The 19,861-nt window shown below is 61.9% G+C and carries 23 protein-coding genes; 16 read left to right on the top strand and 7 right to left on the bottom strand.

The window, feature by feature from the left end:
* Positions 1–32 precede the first annotated feature (32 nt).
* The 8 genes from ddpX to M5C01_RS30245 all read left to right on the top strand — a co-directional run bounded on the left by ddpX (position 33) and on the right by M5C01_RS30245 (position 8,412).
* Positions 33–572 (top strand): D-alanyl-D-alanine dipeptidase, encoded by a 540-nt coding sequence (gene ddpX, locus M5C01_RS30280; protein WP_178130016.1) that lies wholly within the window; start codon positions 33–35, stop codon positions 570–572.
* 208 nt (positions 573–780) lie between these two features.
* On the top strand, positions 781–2,361 hold the full coding sequence (locus M5C01_RS30275) for an ABC transporter substrate-binding protein (protein ID WP_152741992.1): 1,581 nt from the start codon (positions 781–783) through the stop codon (positions 2,359–2,361).
* A 75-nt stretch (positions 2,362–2,436) separates the two neighbouring features.
* Positions 2,437–3,453, top strand: a complete 1,017-nt coding sequence (locus tag M5C01_RS30270; protein ID WP_103494291.1) for an ABC transporter permease — start codon at positions 2,437–2,439, stop codon at positions 3,451–3,453.
* Between the two features lies 1 nt (position 3,454).
* Complete coding sequence (gene ddpC, locus M5C01_RS30265; protein ID WP_103494290.1) at positions 3,455–4,336, top strand: D,D-dipeptide ABC transporter permease; 882 nt, start codon at positions 3,455–3,457, stop codon at positions 4,334–4,336.
* Positions 4,333–5,328 (top strand): ABC transporter ATP-binding protein, encoded by a 996-nt coding sequence (locus M5C01_RS30260; protein ID WP_178130017.1) that lies wholly within the window; start codon positions 4,333–4,335, stop codon positions 5,326–5,328. Before ddpC ends, M5C01_RS30260 begins: the two co-directional genes overlap by 4 nt.
* A complete protein-coding gene (locus M5C01_RS30255; protein WP_152741994.1) occupies positions 5,328–6,299 on the top strand; it encodes an oligopeptide/dipeptide ABC transporter ATP-binding protein in 972 nt (323 codons plus the stop codon). The genes M5C01_RS30260 and M5C01_RS30255 overlap by 1 nt, the downstream gene beginning before the upstream one ends.
* A 98-nt stretch (positions 6,300–6,397) precedes the next feature.
* Complete coding sequence (locus M5C01_RS30250) at positions 6,398–7,387, top strand: DUF2157 domain-containing protein (RefSeq protein ID WP_152741995.1); 990 nt, start codon at positions 6,398–6,400, stop codon at positions 7,385–7,387.
* Positions 7,384–8,412 carry a DUF2157 domain-containing protein gene (locus tag M5C01_RS30245; protein ID WP_152741996.1) on the top strand — a complete coding sequence of 343 codons (1,029 nt, stop codon included), beginning with the start codon at positions 7,384–7,386 and terminating at the stop codon, positions 8,410–8,412. The genes M5C01_RS30250 and M5C01_RS30245 overlap by 4 nt, the downstream gene beginning before the upstream one ends.
* 46 nt (positions 8,413–8,458) lie before the next feature.
* Here M5C01_RS30245 and M5C01_RS30240 read toward each other — a convergent pair whose 3' ends face one another.
* The 5 genes from M5C01_RS30240 to M5C01_RS30220 form a co-directional block, all read right to left on the bottom strand.
* Positions 8,459–9,133, bottom strand: coding sequence for a DUF3313 domain-containing protein (locus M5C01_RS30240; RefSeq protein WP_152741997.1), 675 nt, complete (start codon positions 9,131–9,133; stop codon positions 8,459–8,461).
* A gap of 106 nt (positions 9,134–9,239) precedes the next feature.
* Complete coding sequence (locus M5C01_RS30235) at positions 9,240–9,848, bottom strand: PqiC family protein (RefSeq protein ID WP_152741998.1); 609 nt, start codon at positions 9,846–9,848, stop codon at positions 9,240–9,242.
* A 5-nt stretch (positions 9,849–9,853) separates the two neighbouring features.
* A complete protein-coding gene (locus M5C01_RS30230) occupies positions 9,854–11,527 on the bottom strand; it encodes an MlaD family protein (protein WP_152741999.1) in 1,674 nt (557 codons plus the stop codon).
* The gene (locus tag M5C01_RS30225) at positions 11,520–12,134 is read right to left on the bottom strand and encodes a paraquat-inducible protein A (protein ID WP_178130018.1); all 615 of its coding nucleotides are present in this window, start codon (positions 12,132–12,134) and stop codon (positions 11,520–11,522) included. Before M5C01_RS30225 ends, M5C01_RS30230 begins: the two co-directional genes overlap by 8 nt.
* The gene (locus M5C01_RS30220) at positions 12,131–12,742 is read right to left on the bottom strand and encodes a paraquat-inducible protein A (protein WP_103494281.1); all 612 of its coding nucleotides are present in this window, start codon (positions 12,740–12,742) and stop codon (positions 12,131–12,133) included. Before M5C01_RS30220 ends, M5C01_RS30225 begins: the two co-directional genes overlap by 4 nt.
* A 451-nt stretch (positions 12,743–13,193) precedes the next feature.
* Here M5C01_RS30220 and M5C01_RS30215 point away from each other — a divergent pair, with 451 nt between their 5' ends.
* Positions 13,194–13,895, top strand: coding sequence for an AraC family transcriptional regulator (locus M5C01_RS30215; RefSeq protein WP_152742000.1), 702 nt, complete (start codon positions 13,194–13,196; stop codon positions 13,893–13,895).
* Between the two features lie 41 nt (positions 13,896–13,936).
* On the top strand, positions 13,937–14,392 hold the full coding sequence (locus M5C01_RS30210) for a hypothetical protein (RefSeq protein WP_248764446.1): 456 nt from the start codon (positions 13,937–13,939) through the stop codon (positions 14,390–14,392).
* Positions 14,393–14,485: 93 nt separating this feature from the next.
* Here M5C01_RS30210 and M5C01_RS30205 read toward each other — a convergent pair whose 3' ends face one another.
* Complete coding sequence (locus M5C01_RS30205; RefSeq protein WP_103494278.1) at positions 14,486–14,836, bottom strand: BON domain-containing protein; 351 nt, start codon at positions 14,834–14,836, stop codon at positions 14,486–14,488.
* A 149-nt stretch (positions 14,837–14,985) separates the two neighbouring features.
* Entirely contained in the window at positions 14,986–16,008 is a 1,023-nt protein-coding gene (locus tag M5C01_RS30200; RefSeq protein WP_152742001.1) for an AraC family transcriptional regulator, read from the bottom strand.
* Between the two features lie 208 nt (positions 16,009–16,216).
* On the opposite strand from M5C01_RS30200, the gene M5C01_RS30195 reads away from it, so the two are divergent.
* The 6 genes from M5C01_RS30195 (at position 16,217) to M5C01_RS30170 (ending at position 19,824) form a co-directional block, all read left to right on the top strand.
* A complete protein-coding gene (locus M5C01_RS30195; RefSeq protein WP_152742002.1) occupies positions 16,217–16,519 on the top strand; it encodes a YtcA family lipoprotein in 303 nt (100 codons plus the stop codon).
* A 15-nt stretch (positions 16,520–16,534) separates the two neighbouring features.
* The gene (gene mdtN, locus M5C01_RS30190; RefSeq protein ID WP_103494275.1) at positions 16,535–17,602 is read left to right on the top strand and encodes a multidrug transporter subunit MdtN; all 1,068 of its coding nucleotides are present in this window, start codon (positions 16,535–16,537) and stop codon (positions 17,600–17,602) included.
* 47 nt (positions 17,603–17,649) lie between these two features.
* The gene (locus M5C01_RS30185; RefSeq protein ID WP_248764445.1) at positions 17,650–18,672 is read left to right on the top strand and encodes an FUSC family protein; all 1,023 of its coding nucleotides are present in this window, start codon (positions 17,650–17,652) and stop codon (positions 18,670–18,672) included.
* A 75-nt stretch (positions 18,673–18,747) separates the two neighbouring features.
* Positions 18,748–18,993, top strand: a complete 246-nt coding sequence (locus M5C01_RS30180; RefSeq protein WP_152742004.1) for a type II toxin-antitoxin system ParD family antitoxin — start codon at positions 18,748–18,750, stop codon at positions 18,991–18,993.
* Positions 18,986–19,276, top strand: coding sequence for a type II toxin-antitoxin system RelE/ParE family toxin (locus M5C01_RS30175; RefSeq protein ID WP_103494272.1), 291 nt, complete (start codon positions 18,986–18,988; stop codon positions 19,274–19,276). Before M5C01_RS30180 ends, M5C01_RS30175 begins: the two co-directional genes overlap by 8 nt.
* A gap of 173 nt (positions 19,277–19,449) precedes the next feature.
* On the top strand, positions 19,450–19,824 hold the full coding sequence (locus tag M5C01_RS30170; protein WP_152742005.1) for a DUF2946 domain-containing protein: 375 nt from the start codon (positions 19,450–19,452) through the stop codon (positions 19,822–19,824).
* The last annotated feature ends 37 nt before the right edge of the window (positions 19,825–19,861 follow it).

Genomic DNA, 19,861 nt, shown 5'->3' with positions numbered 1-19,861 from the left:
CCGCCTCTGCGAATCCCAACTGGAGTGTTTGCGTGAACAACAGCCCCCTTGTAGAGATCGATGCCCAGCGTTATCAGGTGCAAATCGACCTGATCTACGCCAGCGCGGACAACCTGGCTGGAAAAGTGATCTACCCGACTGCCCGTTGCCTGCTGCATCGTCAAGCCGCCGACTGTTTGAACAAGGCCAGCTACCTGGCGCGCCTGGCCGGATTGACCCTGCGCATCTATGACGCCTACCGCCCGCCCTACGCCCAATACCTGCTATGGGAAGCCTTGCCGAACAACGACTACGTGCGCGACCCGCACCTGGGTTCGCACCACAGCCGTGGCGTGGCTGTGGACCTGACCCTGGTGGACGCCGATGGCGAGCCGCTGTACATGGGCACGGCCTTCGACGCCATGGAAGAGCGCTCCCATCAGTTCTACCCCGACCTACCCGCCGACGTGCAACGCAATCGCCTGCTGTTGCTGGGGATCATGCTCGGCGCCGGGTTCCAGGCGATCGATACCGAATGGTGGCATTACGAACTACCGAATGCCGACGATTACCCCCTGCTGGAGGAGGTGTAAACCACGGCCCTGAGAACCCCAATCAAACCGCAACGCCAGCACTGACGAAACCACAGAGTTTCGCAAGCGACACAGCGCAGCCCGCCTCAGGGGCGGCTGAAAACAACAATAAAACAGCGTTATTGATGCTTCACCTGCAACTGCCCGGTTATAGCTTTTATAAAAAACCTGACGAACTTCCATACATCGAATGATCAAGGAAACCGGCATGAACCCAACGAACACCGTGACCCGCAAACCCTTTCCCGGCACCGGCAAACTATTGCTGAGCGTTCTGTGCAGCGCCTTGAGCCTCGGCGCCTGGCAGGCCGCGACCGCGGCGGTGCCCAAGGACACCCTGGTCATCGGCAAACCCGCCGACCCGCAGACCCTCGACCCGGCCGTGACCTTTGACAACAACGACTGGACCATCACTTATCCGTCGTACCAGCGCCTGGTCGGTTACAAGGTCGAGGGCGATAAAAGCAGCACCGAAGTCCAGGGCGACCTGGCCGAAAGCTGGACCGTTTCCCCGGACAACCTGGTCTGGGAATTCAAGCTCAAACCCGGCAACAAGTTCGATGACGGCGCCCCGGTGGATGCCGCCGCGGTGAAGTTTTCCTTCGATCGCCTGATGACCCTCAAGCAGGGTCCGTCCGGGGCCTTCCCCGAGGATATGGTGGTGGCGGTGGTCGATCCGCAGACCATCCGTTTCACCCTGAAGACGCCCTTTGCACCCTTCCTGTTTACCCTGGCCCACAACGGCGCCTCGATCATCAACCCCGATGTGGTGACCAAGACACCCGACGTCAATGCCTGGCTGTCCAGCCACACCGCGGGTTCCGGCCCCTTCCGCCTGAGCACCTGGCAGAAAGGCCAGTCGCTGACCCTGGAGCCGAACACCTACTTCGCCGGGCCCAAGCCCGCGCTGAAAACCGTGGTGGTCAAGATCATCGCCGAGCCTTCCGTGCGTCGCCTGCAACTGGAACACGGTGACCTGGACATCATCGAAGACATGCCCGAAGACCAGCTCGGCGCGCTGGCCAAGAAGTCCGGCGTGGTGGTCCGGGAATTCCCTTCGTTGCGGGTGACCTACCTGTACCTGAACAACAAGAAGGGTCCGTTGGTCAGCGTCGATGCCCGTCGAGCGATTACCCAGGCGGTGGATTACAACGGCATCGTCAAAGGTATTCTCAAGGACAAGGCCAAGCTGATGAACGGGCCGATCCCGGACGGCATGTGGGCCTACGACAGCTCGTTGCCACCGATGAAACAGGACCTCGCCGCCGCCAAGGACAGCCTGGCCAAGGCCCCGCAGAAAATCACCAGCCTCAGCTACATGTACTCGGACAAGGATCCCAACTGGGAACCGATCGGCCTGACGCTGCAAGCGGCACTGGCCCCCCTGGGCATCAACCTGAAGATGGAAAAACTCGCCAACGCGACCCTGCGCGAGCGCGTCGGCCAGGCCGATTACGACATTGCCTCGGGCGCCTGGAGCCCGGACTTTGCCGACCCCTATATGTTCATGAACTTCTGGTTCGACTCGAAGATGCAGGGCCTGCAAGGCAACCGTTCGTTCTACAGCAACCCCGAAGTCGACAAGCTGATCCGCGAAGCGGCCGCCACCAGCGACACCGCCAAGCGCGTCGAGCTGTACCAGACCGCACAGAAAATGGTGCTCAAGGACAGCGTCTACGCCTACCTCTATCAGAAGAGCTACACCTTGCCGATGCGTGACTCGGTCAAAGGCTACGTGTTCAACCCGATGCTCGAACAGGTCTTCAACCTGGGCAACATGAGCAAGTAAAGCGGCTCCCCCGCGCCGGCCGTTCGCGGCCGGCGCGGCGTCTGATTCTCGTCGTTGCTGTGACTGAGGTGCCCAATGGCCTTCCTGACTCTATTGCGCAAGCGCCTGCTCGGCCTGGTATTGGTCGTGTTCGGCGTTTCGCTGATTACCTTTGCAATTTCGCACCTGATTCCCGGGGACCCGGCCCGACTGATCGCCGGCGACCGTGCCAGCGATGCGCTGGTGGCGGGCATCCGTCACCAGTTGGGCCTGGACCTGCCGCTGTATCAACAATATGGCCGTTACCTGATGGACCTGCTGCACGGCGACCTGGGGACTTCGATCCGCACCAACCGCCCGGTCCTCGAAGACCTGCAGGCGTTCTTCCCGGCCACCCTGGAGCTGGCGCTGGTGGCGCTGGTGCTGGCGATCCTGGTGGGCGTGCCGCTGGGGGTGCTGTCGGCGGTCTATCACAACCGCGCCATTGACCAGATCGCCCGGACACTCGCGGTCACCGGTATTTCCACCCCGGCCTTCTGGCTCGGGCTTGGGGCGATTGTGCTGTTCTACGGCCAGTTGGGCTGGCTGCCCGGTGGTGGCCGCTTGTCCGAGGGACTGGCACCACCACCGACCTTCAGCGGTTTCTACCTGATCGACTCACTGATTGCCGGTGACGGCGGGCTGTTTCTCGATGTGCTGCAACACCTGATTCTTCCCGCCGCGACCCTGGGCTTCGTGACCCTCGGCGTGGTCGCCCGGCAGATTCGCTCGGCAATGCTGGAGCAACTGTCCGAGGACTATATCCGCACCGCCCGCGCCTATGGCCTGTCGCGCTGGACGGTGATCCTGCGCCACGCCCTGCCCAATGCACTGATCCCTTCGGTGACCGTGCTCGGGCTGACCCTGGGTGACCTGCTCTATGGCGCCGTCCTGACCGAAACCGTGTTTGCCTGGCCCGGCATGGGCGCCTATGTGGTCAAGTCGATCCAGTCGCTGGACTTCCCGGCGGTAATGGGCTTCGCGATCCTGGTGTCATTTATCTATGTACTGCTGAACATGGCCATCGATCTTTTGTACCGCGTGATCGATCCACGCATCGGCGAGGTGAATTGAAATGTCCGTGACCCTGACCGCCGCACGCGGCCCGCGCTGGGGCGAGAAACTCGCCTACCTGGCCTATCAGGTCCGCCGCAGCCCGCTGACCATGGCCGGCCTCACGATCAGCCTGATCGTCCTGCTATGCATGATCTTCGCCCCCTGGCTGGCCAGCCACGATCCCAATGCCCTGGACCTCGGCGCGCGCCTGATGCCACCGTCCGCCGAACATTGGTTCGGTACCGATGAGGTCGGCCGGGACCTGTTCAGCCGCGTCCTGTTCGGCAGCCAGCAATCGGTGGGCGTCGGCCTGTTCGTGGCCTTTGCTTCCTGTTTGATCGGTGGTTTGCTGGGCTGTTTTTCCGGGGTGATCGGCGGGCGTTTCGACGCGCTGATCATGCGCCTGATGGACATCATGCTGTCGGTGCCATCCCTGGTGCTGATCATGGCCCTGGCCGCGGCGCTGGGGGCGAGCCTGTTCAACGCCATGCTGGCGATTACCCTGGTGCGAATCCCATCCTATGTGCGGCTGGCCCGCGGCCAGGCCTTGAGCATCCGCCAGATGGGCTACGTCAAGGCCGCCCAGACCTTCGGCGCCGGACGCTGGCACATGGTCCACTGGCACGTGGCGCGCAACGCCATGCCACCGTTGCTGGTGCAACTGAGCCTGGATATCGGCAGCGCCATTCTCATGGCCTCGGCCCTGGGTTTTATCGGCCTCGGGGCACAGCAACCGACCGCCGAATGGGGCGCGATGGTCGCCACCGGGCGCAACTACATCCTGGATAACTGGTGGTATTCGACCTTTCCCGGCCTGGCGATCCTGATCACCGCCACCGGTTTCAACCTGCTGGGCGATGGCGTGCGCGATCTGCTCGACCCACGGCAACAGGGGAAATGACCATGCCGACCTCCACCCCCGTATTGGCCATCGACAACCTGAGCCTGGAATTCCCGGCCTACAAGAACAACGTCAAGGCCTTGAATGGCGTCACCCTGCACGTCAATCCCGGCGAAATCGTCGGCGTGGTCGGCGAGTCCGGCTCGGGCAAGTCGGTCACCGCGATGCTCAGCATGCGTCTGCTGCCCGAGCGCAGTTATCGCATTACCGCCGGCAGCTTGAGCATGCTTGATCGCGACATGCTGGCGGCCTCCGAGAAGGAGCTGCTGCAGATCCGCGGCCGCGATGCCGCGATGATTTTCCAGGAGCCGATGACCGCCCTGAACCCGACCCGACGCATCGGCCGGCAAATGCTCGACGTGATCATCCATCACCAGAAGATCAGCGCGGCCGAGGCCCGTCTCAAGGCCATCGCGCTGCTGCATGACATGCATATCGCCAGTCCTGAGCAAGTCCTGGAGAGCTATCCGTTCGAGCTGTCCGGCGGCATGCGCCAGCGGGTGATGATCGCGCTGGCGTTCTCCTGCGAACCGCAACTGCTGATCGCCGACGAACCGACCACCGCCCTCGACGTCACCGTACAACGCCAGGTGCTGTTGCTGCTCAGGGAGAAAGCCCGGCAGAAAGGCACCGCCATTTTGCTGATCACCCATGACATGGCCCTGGTCTCGCAGTTCTGCGACCGGGTTTATGTGATGTACACCGGGGCCGTGGTCGAGCAGGGCCTCACCGCCGAGGTGATGAACAACCCGCAGCACCCTTATACCCAGGGGCTGCTCAGCGGCCTGCCCGAGATGGTCGAGCCAGGGCTGCCACTGATGACCATTCCCGGGCAAGTACCGAACCTGGCCGCCCTGCCCGTCGGCTGCACCTTCGCGGAACGCTGCGCCCACAGCATGCCGATCTGCGCCCAGCGTCCGAGCCTCAACCCCATCAACGGTAATGAGCAACGCAAAAGTGCGTGCTGGTTACCGGTCAAGGAGCTTTCGTGATGAACAGTGCCGTGATTCACGCCGTGACCGACATGGCCCCCGAGATTCTCCGGCTGGACGACGTGCGCGTACGTTTCCCGGTCAGCAACGACTGGCTGGGCCGACCACGGGGTTACGCCCACGCGCTGAACGGTATCGACCTGCAAGTCAGGGCCGGCGAAACCCTGGGTATCGTCGGCGAGTCGGGCTGCGGTAAAAGCACCCTGGCCCAACTGCTGATGGGGTTGGTGGCACCGAGCAGCGGCGCACTGAACTGGGCCGCTCGCACCGACGGCAAAGGCAGCAGCAATGTCCAGATCGTGTTCCAGGACCCGCAATCCTCTCTAGATCCGCGCCTGCCGATCTGGAAAATCATCACCGAGCCGCTGTACGCCCGGGGTCATGCACCGCGTGGGCAAATGCGCGATATCGCGGCCCGGGTCGCGGCTCAGGTGGGCATACGTGCGGAATACCTCGACCGCTTCCCCCATCAGTTTTCCGGTGGCCAGCGCCAGCGGATCGCGATTGCCCGCGCCCTCTCTTCAGACCCGGACATCATTGTCCTCGACGAACCGACCTCCGCCCTGGATATCTCGGTTCAGGCGCAGATCCTCAACCTGCTGGCGGAGCTGCAACGCGTCCGCAACCTGACCTACATCCTGATTTCCCATAACGTGTCGGTCGTGCGGCATATGGCCGACCGGGTGGCGGTGATGTACCTGGGGCAGATCGTCGAACTGGGCAGCGCCGCCCAGGTGCTGGAGCAGCCACGTCACCCCTATACCCGCCTGCTGCTCGAAGCGGTGCCGCGACTCGGCGTGCCCCTGCAGGCGGAACAGGTGGCGGCGCCGACCGAACTGCCGGGGAACCGGCGCCTTCCAGAGGGCTGTTTCTTTCGTGAAAGGTGCAGCTTGTGTACTGCCGGCTGTGAAAAGCCGCAGGCCTTGCTGGGAGAGGAGCCGCAGCGGGTCAGGTGCCATGTGCAAGGCTGACAGGCGTTCGGTTTTCAAAATGTGACGCCGCGCGTTGAGAATGACACTAATGTTCTGTAGGCCATTCGGATTTTTCACGTCACGGACCTCTGGACACCATGAGAAAAACAACAAAGCAGTTGCTGGTTCACGAAATTGCCGACTGGCATCACCGCGGCCTGATCGATGCCGAAGCCCGCAAGCGGCTGAGCGCGCCCTACGAACAACCGGGCCAGCTGTTATCCAACGTCCTGCAATGGCTGGGGATCGGCGCGGTCCTGCTGATCGGCATGGCGGTGCTGGGGGGCTTGAGCCTGTTCAGCCAGTCGGTGACGGTCGGCGCCGTGCTGTTCTTCTTCGCCGGGGCCGGCCTGTGGTGGGGCGGTGTGCGCATGGCCCGCGATCCGGCCCAGCGCACGCCGGTTACCGGTGTGGCGATCCTGACCATCGGCCTGATCCTGATCGGCGCCAGCCTGTTGCTGGGCACTTCAGATAATGACGTGGGTGAGTATGGCAATCTACCGTTGGCGCTGCTGGTCACCGCGCTGCTGAGCGCCCTCACCGCCTACCGTTATCGTCTACGCTGGCCGCTTCTCCTGGGCCTGCTGTGTGCATTCCATGGGCTGGGCGCGTGGGGCCGGTATGTCGGGCACGGCGGTTATTTTTTCGATATCCAGGACCCGCGTTCGATGGCCGTGATTGCCGCGCTGGCGGCGGCATTGGGTCTAGTCCATCAACTGGCCGAGGAGCGCCAATTGCGCCGCTTCTGCGGATTTGGCCGACTGTATGTGATCTTCGGGCTGCTCTACCTCAACTGCTCCCTCTGGTTTCTCAGCCTCGATGACCTGGGCAGCGACACGCGCATATGGACCCTGCTGTTTACCCTGGTAGCCATCGGGCAATTGGTGGTCGGCGCACGCTTCAAGCATCCGAGCTTTACCGGTTTCGCCGTGGTGTTCCTGGGCATCGACCTGTACACCCGCTTTTATGAGTACTCCTGGGACCGCCTGGGCATTGCAACGTTTTTCGCGGTGGCCGGGATCATCGGCCTGTTACTGGGCTGGTCATTTGAACGCATGGCCCTGCGCGTCAAGGGAGCAGCACAATGAGCCCGGATCAGCGTAATCAACAGGTGCACAACGCACTGGATCAATGGCTGCGAGACGGCCAGATCGACATCGACCAGCACGCCCGCATTGGCGAGCGTTATGTACTGACGCGCTGGGACTGGCGCTCGCTGGGCCGCTGGTTCCTGACCTTTGGCGCGATCAGCCTGGCGGCGGGGTTGCTGCTGTTTCTGCGCGAACACCTGGAATTCACCTTGCCGAAACTGGCCGTCAGCCTGGCGCTGGTAACCCTGGGACTGTTTGTTGGCGGGCGCTGGCTGATCGGCAGGCAGCTGAAACTGTTGGGCGGCACCCTTGAGTTGCTCGGTGGTTTTGCCTTGATCGGCACCAGTTTTGTGCTGGGCATGATCTATTCGGACGGTTCGGGCAACTGGCCGGCGCTGCTGCTGGTCGATCTGCTGATACTGCTGGTCCTCAGTTACGCCCTGAACAACGTCTTGCTGTTGACCCTGTGCAGCGTGCTGTTCTTTGTCTGGTTTGGCGGGCGCAGCGGCTATCAGTCCGGCTGGGGCGCCTACTGGTTCGGCATGAACTACCCGCTACGCTTTCTCGGCGCTGCGGTCGCGTTGATCGCGGCGGGCGTGGTGCATCTGCGCGGCGAGGCCGGGTGGCTGGGACGTTATGGCGGCTTTGCCAAGGTGTGGATTTCCTGCGGTTTGTTTGTCGGCGAAATGTCCCTGTGGCTACTGTCGCTGTTTGGCAGCTACGAGCTGATCGATGGCCCCTGGCACCTGGCCGATGCCGGGGAACTGGTGATGTATAACGTGCTCTGGGCGCTGGTCAGCCTGGGGGTTCTCGCGCTGGGGATTCGCTTGCGTTTCGGCATGTTGGTGGGCTATGGCTCGACCTTCTTCATCATCCAGGTCTACACACTGTTCTTCACCCGGATCGCCGAGACCCTGGGTTGGCTGATGAGCTTGCTGATAGCCGGTGGCAGCCTGCTGGCGCTGGTGATCTGGCTGGAGTCCGAGCGGCAGAAACGCCGTGGCACGGCTGCCGAGGCTTGAGGCAGATTCACCCTGCGAGAGCAAAACCCTCGCAGGGTGCCCGGCGTTACCGGATAAACGCCTGCAAGTCGCTGCCTAGAGCCCTGATCGCCACTTTAAAGTCATTGGTGGTGACGGCTTGGCTCGAATTTCTCAGGGTTTCACCAAAGACTTTACGCACCACTTTGGCCACAGTCTGGCCGCTGCTCCCATCGATCAGTTCGGCTTCGATGTAAAGTTCGGTGCTCTGGTCGCGATGGCCCGTGGCGGCAGTCACGCCGCCGACGACGGCGGCGACCGGAACGATTTCATACCAGCGCATGCCTTCGTTCGACGCCGTAACACCAGTGATGGCAGCACGCATGATCAGCGTGCGCGAACCGACAGGCGCAGATTGAGCGTTCGCTACGATCCGGTATTTCTGGCCGAGGACGCTTTTGGCGTTGTTGGTCATGTACGCCTGCAACTCTTCAAGGGTCTTGAGATTGACCCTATCGTCGGGCCGAGGTGCCGGGTAGAGATCCAGTTGCTTGAACGCGACCGTATCGTAGGCGTTCGGGTTCCAGGAGGGGATGACCCAGCGCATCGCCTTCTGGCCGCTGCTGGTAGTAACTTCCTGCAAGTTGTTGTAGTTGGACAAGAAGCCGGAGTACTGCGACTTCTCGGTGATTTTCGAGGTACAGCCACCTAGCAACAGGCTACCGAATGCAACACCTAACAGGCATTTACGGACCGTGTTCATGTGTTCCTCACTTTTGGGTTTGATTGTTCCTTCAGGCAAGCCGACCACGTCATTTGCGAATCAATGTGGCAGGAACGAGTGTAGCCACAGATTGCCGGCGCATCCCCTAAGGGCACCCTATACCCTGATATGTCGACCAGTTGCGCGCGGCGCCAGCAATAATGCTCGCCAACTGCCCGATGGCCTGCTGATGGGCCAGCACCAGGTCCTGTACCTGCGGGCCGGCCGATTGGCGGATGACGCTGCTGCACGTCAGGCTGCGACGTTTCTCGCCGTCGCCGCGCAGGCTGATACTCCAGACCACATCGATCAAGGCGTACCGACCCGGCAGTGAGTCGAAACGTCGGACGTCGGTTTGCAGAGAGAGTGTCGCAAGGCCCTGGGCCTTGGGTAAGCCCGCCAGATCTCGGATACCCAGTTTGAGTTCCATCTGCCCGGCCAGGGCGTCATGGAACTCGTCGGCCAATGGCGCGCTCCAGCGCGAGGTTTCGAGGATCGTCAAGGCTCCGCTGCCCTGGCGAACAACCACTTGTGGCTGGTCGACCTGGACCGGTATGCGCACGGGCAGCATCTCGAACTGGAAGGCTGGCGCGGCTACATTCGTGCGCACTGTGCTATCTGTCGCCGTCGGCACCAGCGTGTAGTATTGGGTCGGCGCCGAGCTGCAGGCCGCCAGGCCCAAGGTGGTGAAAACAGCCAGGAAGCGACGGGTCATAGTGTTCATTCCTGGTCAATGTCCCGAGAGGTGGACGGCGAGGATTGATAGCGATCGGGCTGGTTTTCTTTGAGGCGTCCACGAATCAGTGCCTCGGGGTGCCGCCCCAGGAAATCGGTCAGCACCCGCACCGAGCGAGCAGTACGCTGGAGCTCTTCCATCGTCCGGCCCAACTGCTGGCGCTGCGGTGAGTCTTCGGAAAGGCTGTCATTGGCCGAGGCCACGGTTTTCCGGGTCTCAGCCAGGGTATCGCGCACTTGCGGCAAGACTTCACCATTGACCTTTTTCAGGGTTTTCTGCAGTTCGCCGAGGCTACCATTGAGGTTTCCAGCAATCTGCTCGATCGGCAGCTTGCTGATCTTGTCGACCACGCTTTGCAATTGCTCCTGAAGTTTGTCCAGGCTGCCCGGTATCGTCGGAATCTCCAGCGGCCGTGCCGCCACGTCGAACGTCACAGGTTTCGCACCAGGGTCGAAATCCAGGGCGATGTAGAGTTGTCCGGTGAGCAGGTTGCCGTTCCGGGCCTGCGCCCTGAGCCCTCGCGAGACGAGTTCGGCCATCAATTGCGCACCTTGGGTTTCATCGTCCCCACCCCGAAGCTTCAATATTTTTTCATGGGCCTTACCCAGCCTGTTCGGGTAAATCACGGCCCCTACTAGGGTGGGGAAGTCTTTCTTGACCTCGTCATAATCCAGGTCTACTGACACCACTCGGCCAAGGGTCACCCCGTGAAAATCCACCGGTGCATTGACCACCAGGCCGCGCAGGGGCTGATCGAAACGCATGCGGAAGTAGCGAGGCTCGCCATCGGCGGGCGCCATGGCGGTGTCCTGATCCTTGAACAGCGTAAACCGCGCCCGTTCTTCAGCCTGCTGAGGATTGGGACTGTATTTGGGTTCAACAAAGGCTATCCCTCCGGCGAGAATCGAGGTCACGGACTCAGTGTTCACCTTCAGGCCGTCGGCGCTCAGGCTGATATCAACGCCACTGGCATTCCAGAAGCGCGTATCGCTCGTCACGAATTGGTCGTTTGGCGCGTGGACGAAGATCTCCACCTCGACACCTTTACCGTCCTCCGAGAGTTTGTAGGACACCACCTCGCCAACCGGAATGCGGCGGTAGTAGACGTTGGAGCCGATATCCAGCGAGCCGAGATTGTCGGTGTACAAGGTGTAACGCTTGCCCTTCTGACCGTAGGTGATGGGCGGTGGGGTCTCCAGGCCGATGAAGTCCTTTTTGCTCTTCTCCGATTCACCGGCATCGGCGCCGATGAAAGCGCCGGACAGCAGTGTACCGATCCCCGAGACACCGTTAGCGCCGATGCGCGGGCGCACTACCCAGAACCGCGAGTCATCGGTGGCAAACGACTTGGCGGAGGCGTCCAGGTCAAGGGTGGTCTCGACGTGGCTGCGATCGTCTGCCAAGGCAATCGACGTCACTTTGCCGATCACCACGTTCTTGTATTTGACCTGGGTCTTGTTGACTTCCAGCCCTTCAGCCGTCAGAAAGCTCACGGTGATCTGCGGCCCCGCCTGCCTGGCGTTATGCACCACCATCGACAACCCGATCAGCGCCGCGACAATCGGCACCAGCCACACCAGCGATACGTTGAAGCGCCGACGCTTGACCTCGGGGCTGCCTGGAACCGGCGTATCGGCAGAACTTGGGTAGTCAGGCATTTTCAACCTCTGCGTCCCAGATAAGCCGGGGATCAAAACTCATGGCGGCGAACATCGTCAGTACCACCACCAGGCCAAAGAACAGGATGCCCATCCTCGGATCGATGGTACTCAGAGAACGAAACTGCACCAGGGCGGCGATCAGGGCCACCACCAGCACATCAAGCATGGACCAGTAACCCACCACTTCGATCAACCGATAGAGTTTGGAGCGCTCACGCATGGCCCAGCGACTGCGGCGTTGACAGGTAATCAGCAGCGTACCCAGCACCAGAAACTTCATGCACGGCACCGCCACGCTGGCAATGAAGATCAACAGCGCCAGGTCCCACTCGCCGGCCTGCCAGAACTCCATGATCCCGCTGAAGATGGTGTTTTCACTGCCACTGCCAAAGATGTCGGTGTACATCACCGGCATCAGGTTGGCCGGGATGTAGCAGATCATGCTGGCCAGCAGCAGTGCCCAGGTGCGGGCCAGGCTATCGGGTTTGCGCCGATGCAGCCGGGCGTCACAGCGCGAGCAGCTCGCGTCCGCCAATGGGCAGGCCTGCCCGCAGGTGTGACACAGGGCCAGATTCATTTCACTGGCATAGGGCGGCATGCTCACGGAATAACGCCCTCCAGGTCTTGCCACAGCCGACGGATACCTTTGCCCGAAATCAGGATGATCAACACCGTCAGCATGGCCAGTGCCCACAACCCGAGTCCCGGATGCACATCGAGCATGCCGGCCAGTTTGATGATGGCCACCAGAATCCCCAGCAAACACACTTCGAGCATGCTCCAGGGACGCAATTGCTCCAGGGTTCGCATACAGATCTTGAAGCCGGGAGCCGCACGCCCGACCAGGGCAAAACTGAGTACCCAGCACAACAAGATGATTTGCAGCATGGGCGCAAGGATGATCGCCAGTCCCGCCACGGCCGCTATTACGCTGATTTGTCCCTGTGCCAGGGCTTCCACGGACTGCCACAGCGTCGCCTGGTTACTCAGGCCTTGCAGGCTGATGGAGATCACCGGAAACGCGTTGGCGAAAACGAAAAGCAGCGCCGCGCTGATGGACAGCGCGAGGAGTTGTTGAAGGCTGAGTTGGCCGCCACGGGCCAGAATGGCAGAACAACGGACACAACGCGCAGTCTGCCCTTTGGCCAGCGGTACGGCTGTGTACACCGAATCGCAATGCTCGCAGATGATCCAGGCTGGAGAAGAGATCATAGGCTCGTCCGTGGCTTACAGAGGATTCATTCCCACGAGCCGGACAAGATCGCCAGGCTCAAGGGACGAGTTTCTTGTGGGATCAAATCATCATAGAAGCCCGGATCGAAACCGGTTGCTATTTGACGCATAAAATCAACGGTCCCGCTCCAAAGCACCCACAGCGGACACCGGTGTTACTGGTGGTGCGCAACTCTGACCAGCGCGCCGCGTGTGTTAGTCTGAATCGATGACAGATGAAACTCGGCCGGTCAGAGAAGTACAGGGCAAACTTGGCTCGACTCACAGCGCCTTGTACGCCCCTCATTCAGCCCTCACCGGCTGCATCCGAGCCTATCTATCGCGCAGCACCCGCGAAATCGCCGCCCTGACTCCCGAGGAGCGTCGCAATCACTTCCCACCCACCTCTACCTGCGTCATCGTTTGGGTTATCCGCGGGCAGGATTCTCGCGTGCCCGACAAATGCACGTCCTTGCCCGTTGTATTTTCAGGCCCACACACGCGCCCCTCGTTCAGCGACAACGGAAACGAGGTTCATTTCTTCACGCTGCTGATCTATCCCGATGCCATACAGGCACTCACCGGCCTGGAGATCAGGCCGCACATCAACTGTTACAGCCCGTTCGCCTCACTGTTCGATTCAGACTGGCAGGACATGGCACACGCGGTACTGACGGCCTCGGATGATGGGGCGCGGGTCAGGTTGATCGAGGAATTCCTGGGGCCGCGCTGGGCGGCGGCCCAATCGGCGACAGCCACGCAGAACCACGACTCAGTGACTACCGCGCCCCCTTACTCGGCGGCAATGGCCCGTGCACATCGCCTGGCAGCCTGGTCCAGCGATGTGGCCCTGCGCGCAACCGTTCAAGGCCGAGGCCAGAGCGAACGACAGGTCGACAGGCGGATCAAGAGCTGGACCGGCCAGACGCTACGGCAACTGCGTGGCCTGGGTCGGATCGAAGAAGTGCTACTGGCGGCGAATCCAGTCGCATCGGGTGTCGCGCCAGCATGGTCCAAGCTGGCTGCTGACAGCGGTTTCTCCGATCAACCCCATCTGTGCCGAGAGTTCCGACGCTACACCGGATTCAGTCCGGATGAATTGAAACGCTGCCTGGACCATGAAAGCTTCTGGGTCTACCGCATCTGGGCTTAGGCCCCCTCCAGTTTGTCCGAAACATTCAATACGGCGCCGGATTGCACGGATATATTCGAGGTCTGTTCCACTCCGAGGCGAATCGGCCGCCCAATAAAATGACACTTCGATTTCATACCGTCTGTACATGGGTTTGTGCATTGTGCCTGGCACTGGCCCTGATCTGGATGTGGGTGCCAGAACTTCTGCTGCAAAGCTGGAATGTCGGCTACACCGAGGCAACCGGTTTGGTGGCGCGGCGCTCGGCCGCACTATTCCTGGGCATCGCCCTGATGCTGGCGCGGTTGCGCAGCGCCCCGCCCTCAGTTGCCAGAACGGCGGTAGCCGATGGCTTCGCCGTGACCGGCGGCGTCCTGGCGGTGTTGGGTGTGGGGGAACTGTGGGCGGGTCATGCGGGGCCGGGTATCTTGTCGGCCGTGCTGGTGGAGCTCATTACCGCCTGGGCGCTCGCGTCCAGCGTTCGACACAAACCTGCCCCCAGGTCTGAGGAGCCGTAGCCTGCCAGGTATCACGTCCAGAGCTGACGCTGGGGCGCATCCCGGCAGGGCCGACTGACAACCGCCAGCCCTGCCGCTGATATACCGAGAGTGTTATTGATCATCCTCACGCCGTGGCAACGGCGGCCGGTACTCATTGGCCTCTTCGGCATCGGGCGCTTGCATGGAGCTGGCGGGCATGAACACATGGGTCAGCAGCTCGCGGGCATCGACGTCGAGCACCCCAGGCACCGCGCGGACCCGATCAATGACCTGCTCGCACTGGCGATGGGTCAGCACCCGGCCGCTCAACGACACCGTACCGGCATGGGTTTTCACATGGATATGCAGGCTTTGCGCGGAGTCCGCCATGGCCAGGGCGGATTTGACCCGGGCGGTGGTCCACGTGTCGTGCACGGCCATGCCCAGATCGTGGGAGTAATGCTGCAAGGAATGGTTTTTCATGGCAGAACCCTCTGTCGAGTCTTCAGACGTACTGTTCATACCCGGGGCGCGGCTGTGGAGTACGCGCCACCGCCACACAGACGCTGATTAATTATAGTGCGCTCTGCCCAAAAGCGACGGCAGGCGCCCGGCGGCACCCCATCCAACCCCTACTCGGAACGCGACTGAGCCCGGGCCCGCCGGAAGGCATGGGGCGATTCCCCCGTCCAGCGCTTGAACGCATGGATAAAGCTGGCGGATTCCGAATACCCCAACGTCTCGGCAATCTGCTCGATCTGCAGACGCGAGCCCGTCAACAAACGTTCGGCCATGGCCTGGCGCACTTCGTCGCACAAGCCGAGATAGGTCGCGCCCTCCTCCTGCAAGCGGCGCCGCAAGGTCCGCACCGACATGCACAAAGTGATAGCCAGTGGCCCCATCGCCGGCATGGCGGCCGGCTGCGCGGCCAGCAACTCGCGCACCCGCCCGGCCAACCCGGCGCTCTTCGGCCCGACCGGCAAACCTCGGCGACACTGGTCATGGGCGATATGCAGCGCCAGGGGATCGGCCAACGCCAGCAGGATATCCGCGTCGGCCTGGCTGAAGACCAGGGCGCTTTTCGGCGCATTGAAGCGCGGCCGTACACCGGTGAATTGCTGATAGAGCGCCACATCGGCCGGCTCGGCAAAGCTGAACTCGATGGCCCGAGGGATCGCCGTGCGTCCGAGCAGATCGCTGGCGATCCTCAATCCGGCGACAAAGGAGCGCTCGACGATGAACGGGCGCAAATCCAGGGGGATATCGCTCTCTTCGCATTCGATCCGCAGGTCCGTCGCCTGGGCGTCGACCACCACGCGCACCAGGCTGGCATTCAACTCCGAGTAATACGGAATCAGTGAAAAGGCATCGCGCAACGTGGAACTGCTGACCAGGGCAAAGCCCAGCGCGGCCAGTGAAGTGAAGCGGTAGCGCGAACCCACTTCCAGGCCCAGGCCTGTGACGCACCCACAGTGCTTGAGCAGGTTACGGATCAGGCGAAATTCCTGCTCGAAGGAAACCAGATGGGTCGGGGCTTCCAGGTCCGCGGGCTCAAGTCCGGAGCCGGCAAGAAAGTCCACGGTCGACAGGCCACGTTCACCACCGACCTTGGCCATGATCACCGCGCTGCTGATGCTACGCTGTTGATTATTCACTCGCGCGTCGACTCCGCCGAAAGGAACCCAAGGTCGATCACAGTGCACTCCCTATCAATAATATGGCCGAACAGATCATGTTCACCCCAGACGCCATCTCTAGACTATTGCTAACGCAAGACCGCGCAACACTCGCCCGCTTCGATCCGGACACTAACCGTCAGCGGCGCTCTCCATTTTGCCCATTTGACCAGAAGCCTCGACCGAGATGAACACCCGCCCTCCCCGCATCCCCCGTCCGGACAGACGCCTGCCAGGCAGCGCAAAAGTGCTGGCCGGCGCACAGGCCTGCCTGGCACTGGCCGGCTGCAAGCAACCGCCGTCGATCAGCGTGGTCGGTGCGTATTTCCCGGACTGGCTGTTTTGCGCGATCGCCGGCGTGCTGCTGACCCTTCTGGTCAGGGCCGTGCTGCTCAGGACACAGCGTACCCCATGGTTACAGCCATGGGTGCTGAGCTACCCACTGCTGGCCCTGGTTTTTTCGCTGTTGAGCTGGCTGGTCTTTTTCTAACCCGGGCGTTTCCCCATGCAAACACATTCGTCATCACAGGTTCCTCGTCGACTGCTCATTGCCGCCCTCTGCATCGCCGCCCTGGGCCTGCTGCTCTGGGTGATCGCCCGGCTGGATGCGCAACCGCGCACCGACGACGCCTACGCCTATGCCGATACCGTCAATGTCACCCCGCAGGTCAGCGGGCGCATCGTCGAGTTGCCGGTGCGGGAAAACCAGCAGGTCCATCAGGGCGATGTGCTGATGCGCATCGATCCACGGCCCTACCAGGCGGCACTGGACGAGGCCAAGGCGTCGCTGGTGGAGCTGGATCGGCAGATCGGCCTGAACGAACGGCAGATCGCCGCCCAACGCTTGAACGCCGAGGCCGCCCATGCCGAAATCGAGCGGGTCCAGGCCCAGGCCAAGCAAAGCGGCGACACCCTCAGGCGCCAGGAAGCCCTGCTGTCCCACGGTTATATCTCCGCGGAAGCCATCGACCAGTCGCGAACGTCCAGGCTCAGCGCCTTGTCGCAACTCAATGTCAGCCAACTGCAAGCGCGCCAGGCCAGCACCGCGGTCAGCGGCGTCGATGCCCAGGTGGCCCATCGGGCGGTGATTGAAGCGCAGATCGCCCGGGCGGCACTGAACGTCGAGTACAGCACTGTTCGCGCGCCGTTCGACGGCCGTGTGGTCGGCCTCAAGACCACCGCCGGCCAGTTCGCCTCGGCAGGCCAGTCGGTGTTCAGCCTGATCGACACCGGGCATTGGTTCGTGGTCGCGAATTTTCGCGAAACCGAGCTGAAAAATATTCGCCCGGGCGACGCCTCCACCGTCTACCTGATGAGCGATACCCGTCGGACATTCAGCGGCAATGTCGACTCGATCGGCTTTGGCGTATTTCCGGACGATGGCGGGAGTGATGTCAACGGCTTGCCCAAGGTCGCGCGGTCGATCAACTGGGTCCGGGTTTCACAACGTTTTCCGGTGCGCATCCGGGTCAATGGCTCGGACCTGCAGCCGTTTCGCCTTGGGGCGTCGGCGGTGGCGGTCATCAACACCGGTAACAGCCCGACGCCCGCCTCGACGACCCCGACGCCATGAAGGGAGAAGCGCAGGGACAATCGTTATGGGACATTTTCAAGGAAGAAATGAGCGATCACCCTGGCCGAGTGAACGCGGTCCTTCGTCATCTGCTCGCCTGCACGATCGTCATCCTGATCGCCATGAGCTTGCAGGTGCCGTTGCTGTCGATCTCCCTGGTGCTGGTGTTCTTCGTGAGCCAGCCGAGCGTGGCCCTGACCCGGATGCTCGGCACGCTGTTTGTCGTCAGCACCACGCTGGCCGTGGGCGTGGCGATCCTGTTGCTCAAATTCAGCTTCGACTATCCCCTGCTGCGCATCACCGGCGCCAGCCTGGTGTTTTTCGCCAGCGTGTTTTTCATGCGCACTTGTCGGCTCAGCCCCTTGTTTTTCGTGATGGCCCTGATAACCATCTATATCCAGAGCCAGGTCGACCTCAATAACGATCCCGAAGCCCTGACCCGGGCCTGCCTCTGGGCCTGGATCGCGATTGTCTATCCGACGCTGGTGACCGTGGCGGTCAACACCCTGCTGCTACCGGCACCGCCGCCACCCGGTGAAGCGGCATCGGCCCCCAAGCCACCGCTGCTGGTGGCCGATGCCTTTGAAAACCCGGTCTATCTGCAGTTCGCCTTCAAGACCCTGCTCGCCGCGCTGGTGTGCTACCTGCTGTACACGGCGGTCGACTGGCCGGGTATCCACACCGCCATGCTCACCTGCCTGATCACGGCCATGCCGAGCCTGGAAAAAACCCTGCACAAAGGCCTGTTGCGCATCCTCGGCTGCCTGGTCGGCAGCGCCCTGGCCCTGATGTGCATGGTCTGGGTGGTGCCGCAGATCGACAGCATCGTCGGCCTGTTGCTGATGAGCCTGCCGGTGCTGGGCCTGGCCGCCTGGGTCAGCGCCGGTTCGCCGCGCAGCAGCTATGCCGGGATCCAGATCGTGTTCGGCTTCGCCCTGGCGCTGCTGGCCGACTTTGCGCCGATGACCAATCTGAGCGAAATCCGCGATCGGCTGGTGGGCATATTGCTGGGGGTCATCGTGACAGCCCTGATTCATGCCGGGTTGTGGCCGGAGTCCGCGAAAGCCTGAGGCCACAACACACAATACCGCACCAATAGTATGATACGCTTTGCCCTATCAACAGCATTCCTCTGAGGCTGAATCATGGGAACCGTGCGTAAAACCATCACTGTGACCGACAAGCAAGACAGCTGGATCAAAGCGCAGATCGACGCGGGTCACTATACCAATGACAGCGAATACATCCGCGACCTGATCAGGCGTGAGCAGGAACGCAGTGCCGAACTTGAAGCTATTCGCACTGCGCTGATGGACGGTGAGGCCAGCGGCGAGCCACGCCCGTTCGACGCTGATGCATTCAAGCGGAGAATGTTGACCACGCATGGCTGAATATCGTCTTACACCCGCTGCCGAACGCGATCTTGAAGTGATCTGGACTTACACCGTTCAACAATGGGGCATCGACCAGGCCAGTCGCTATACAGATCTCATGACAACCGCCTTTGCAGAATTGGCGCAATCACCCAAGACAGCCCAGGCCTGTGATCACATCCGGCCAGGCTATCGCCGCAGCAACGCTGGACGGCACATGATCTACCTGCGTATCACCGCTTATGGGATCGTGATCGTTCGTATCTTGCATGATCGAATGGATGCGCCGCGCTATCTGTGAATGTCAGCCCCTTCGTCGAAGCTCCGTGGGCGACAGGAAACACAGCAGCATTGGCCCCAACCCCTGAAATAGTGCGGCCTCTCCCCTCTGCGGCAGATTGCCGCTGGCCTTTGCCCGCCGTGCTCGACGTGGCAAGATCACAGCCCTCTTCCTGCCCCTGACCGGGAACCCACGTGCCCCGCACTCGAACCCAGCAGCGATTCGCAACCTGGATGGCCATGCTGGCCCTGGGTCTGCTGCTGTTCGTGCCGACGATTTCCCGTACCGTCCAGGCCCTCGAGCACCAGCCACCAAGTGGCATCGAGTGCCCCGCACATGCCATGGACATGTCCCACCCTTCGGGCGGGCACGAGCATAACGGCGCCCACGAGACGCTCGACGCCTGTGGCTACTGCTCGCTGTTTCACGACAGCCCGGCCCTGCTCTGGGCCGTGGCGGTACTGCCGCCGCTGGTGCCGGCCACCCCCACCCTTGTTTCCTGCAAAACACCCAGCCCGGCCTATCAATGGCCGCTGGACCTGTGTCCGCGCGGGCCGCCCCAGGCCTGATCCAGGCAGTTCCCGAACAACAAACCATCCGCTGAAC

It is taken from the genome of Pseudomonas sp. MWU12-2319, from assembly GCF_023242525.1.
In the GTDB taxonomy this organism is placed as follows: Bacteria; Pseudomonadota; Gammaproteobacteria; order Pseudomonadales; family Pseudomonadaceae; genus Aquipseudomonas; species Aquipseudomonas gingeri_D.
Note: the sequence above shows the minus strand (reverse complement) of the source record. Positions and strands in the feature narration are given on the sequence as shown.

Excerpts from the sequence above, each read along its gene's own strand:
- M5C01_RS30275 (WP_152741992.1), top strand. The coding sequence starts at position 781 with ATGAACCCAACGAACACCGTGACCCGCAAACCCTTTCCCGGCACCGGC.
- M5C01_RS30270 (WP_103494291.1), top strand. The coding sequence starts at position 2,437 with ATGGCCTTCCTGACTCTATTGCGCAAGCGCCTGCTCGGCCTGGTATTG.
- ddpC (WP_103494290.1), top strand. The coding sequence starts at position 3,455 with ATGTCCGTGACCCTGACCGCCGCACGCGGCCCGCGCTGGGGCGAGAAA.
- M5C01_RS30260 (WP_178130017.1), top strand. The coding sequence starts at position 4,333 with ATGACCATGCCGACCTCCACCCCCGTATTGGCCATCGACAACCTGAGC.
- M5C01_RS30255 (WP_152741994.1), top strand. The coding sequence starts at position 5,328 with ATGAACAGTGCCGTGATTCACGCCGTGACCGACATGGCCCCCGAGATT.
- M5C01_RS30250 (WP_152741995.1), top strand. The coding sequence starts at position 6,398 with ATGAGAAAAACAACAAAGCAGTTGCTGGTTCACGAAATTGCCGACTGG.
- M5C01_RS30245 (WP_152741996.1), top strand. The coding sequence starts at position 7,384 with ATGAGCCCGGATCAGCGTAATCAACAGGTGCACAACGCACTGGATCAA.
- M5C01_RS30240 (WP_152741997.1), bottom strand. The coding sequence starts at position 9,133 with ATGAACACGGTCCGTAAATGCCTGTTAGGTGTTGCATTCGGTAGCCTG.
- M5C01_RS30235 (WP_152741998.1), bottom strand. The coding sequence starts at position 9,848 with ATGACCCGTCGCTTCCTGGCTGTTTTCACCACCTTGGGCCTGGCGGCC.
- M5C01_RS30230 (WP_152741999.1), bottom strand. The coding sequence starts at position 11,527 with ATGCCTGACTACCCAAGTTCTGCCGATACGCCGGTTCCAGGCAGCCCC.
- M5C01_RS30220 (WP_103494281.1), bottom strand. The coding sequence starts at position 12,742 with ATGATCTCTTCTCCAGCCTGGATCATCTGCGAGCATTGCGATTCGGTG.
- M5C01_RS30205 (WP_103494278.1), bottom strand. The coding sequence starts at position 14,836 with ATGAAAAACCATTCCTTGCAGCATTACTCCCACGATCTGGGCATGGCC.
- M5C01_RS30195 (WP_152742002.1), top strand. The coding sequence starts at position 16,217 with ATGAACACCCGCCCTCCCCGCATCCCCCGTCCGGACAGACGCCTGCCA.
- mdtN (WP_103494275.1), top strand. The coding sequence starts at position 16,535 with ATGCAAACACATTCGTCATCACAGGTTCCTCGTCGACTGCTCATTGCC.
- M5C01_RS30185 (WP_248764445.1), top strand. The coding sequence starts at position 17,650 with ATGAGCGATCACCCTGGCCGAGTGAACGCGGTCCTTCGTCATCTGCTC.
- M5C01_RS30180 (WP_152742004.1), top strand. The coding sequence starts at position 18,748 with ATGGGAACCGTGCGTAAAACCATCACTGTGACCGACAAGCAAGACAGC.
- M5C01_RS30175 (WP_103494272.1), top strand. The coding sequence starts at position 18,986 with ATGGCTGAATATCGTCTTACACCCGCTGCCGAACGCGATCTTGAAGTG.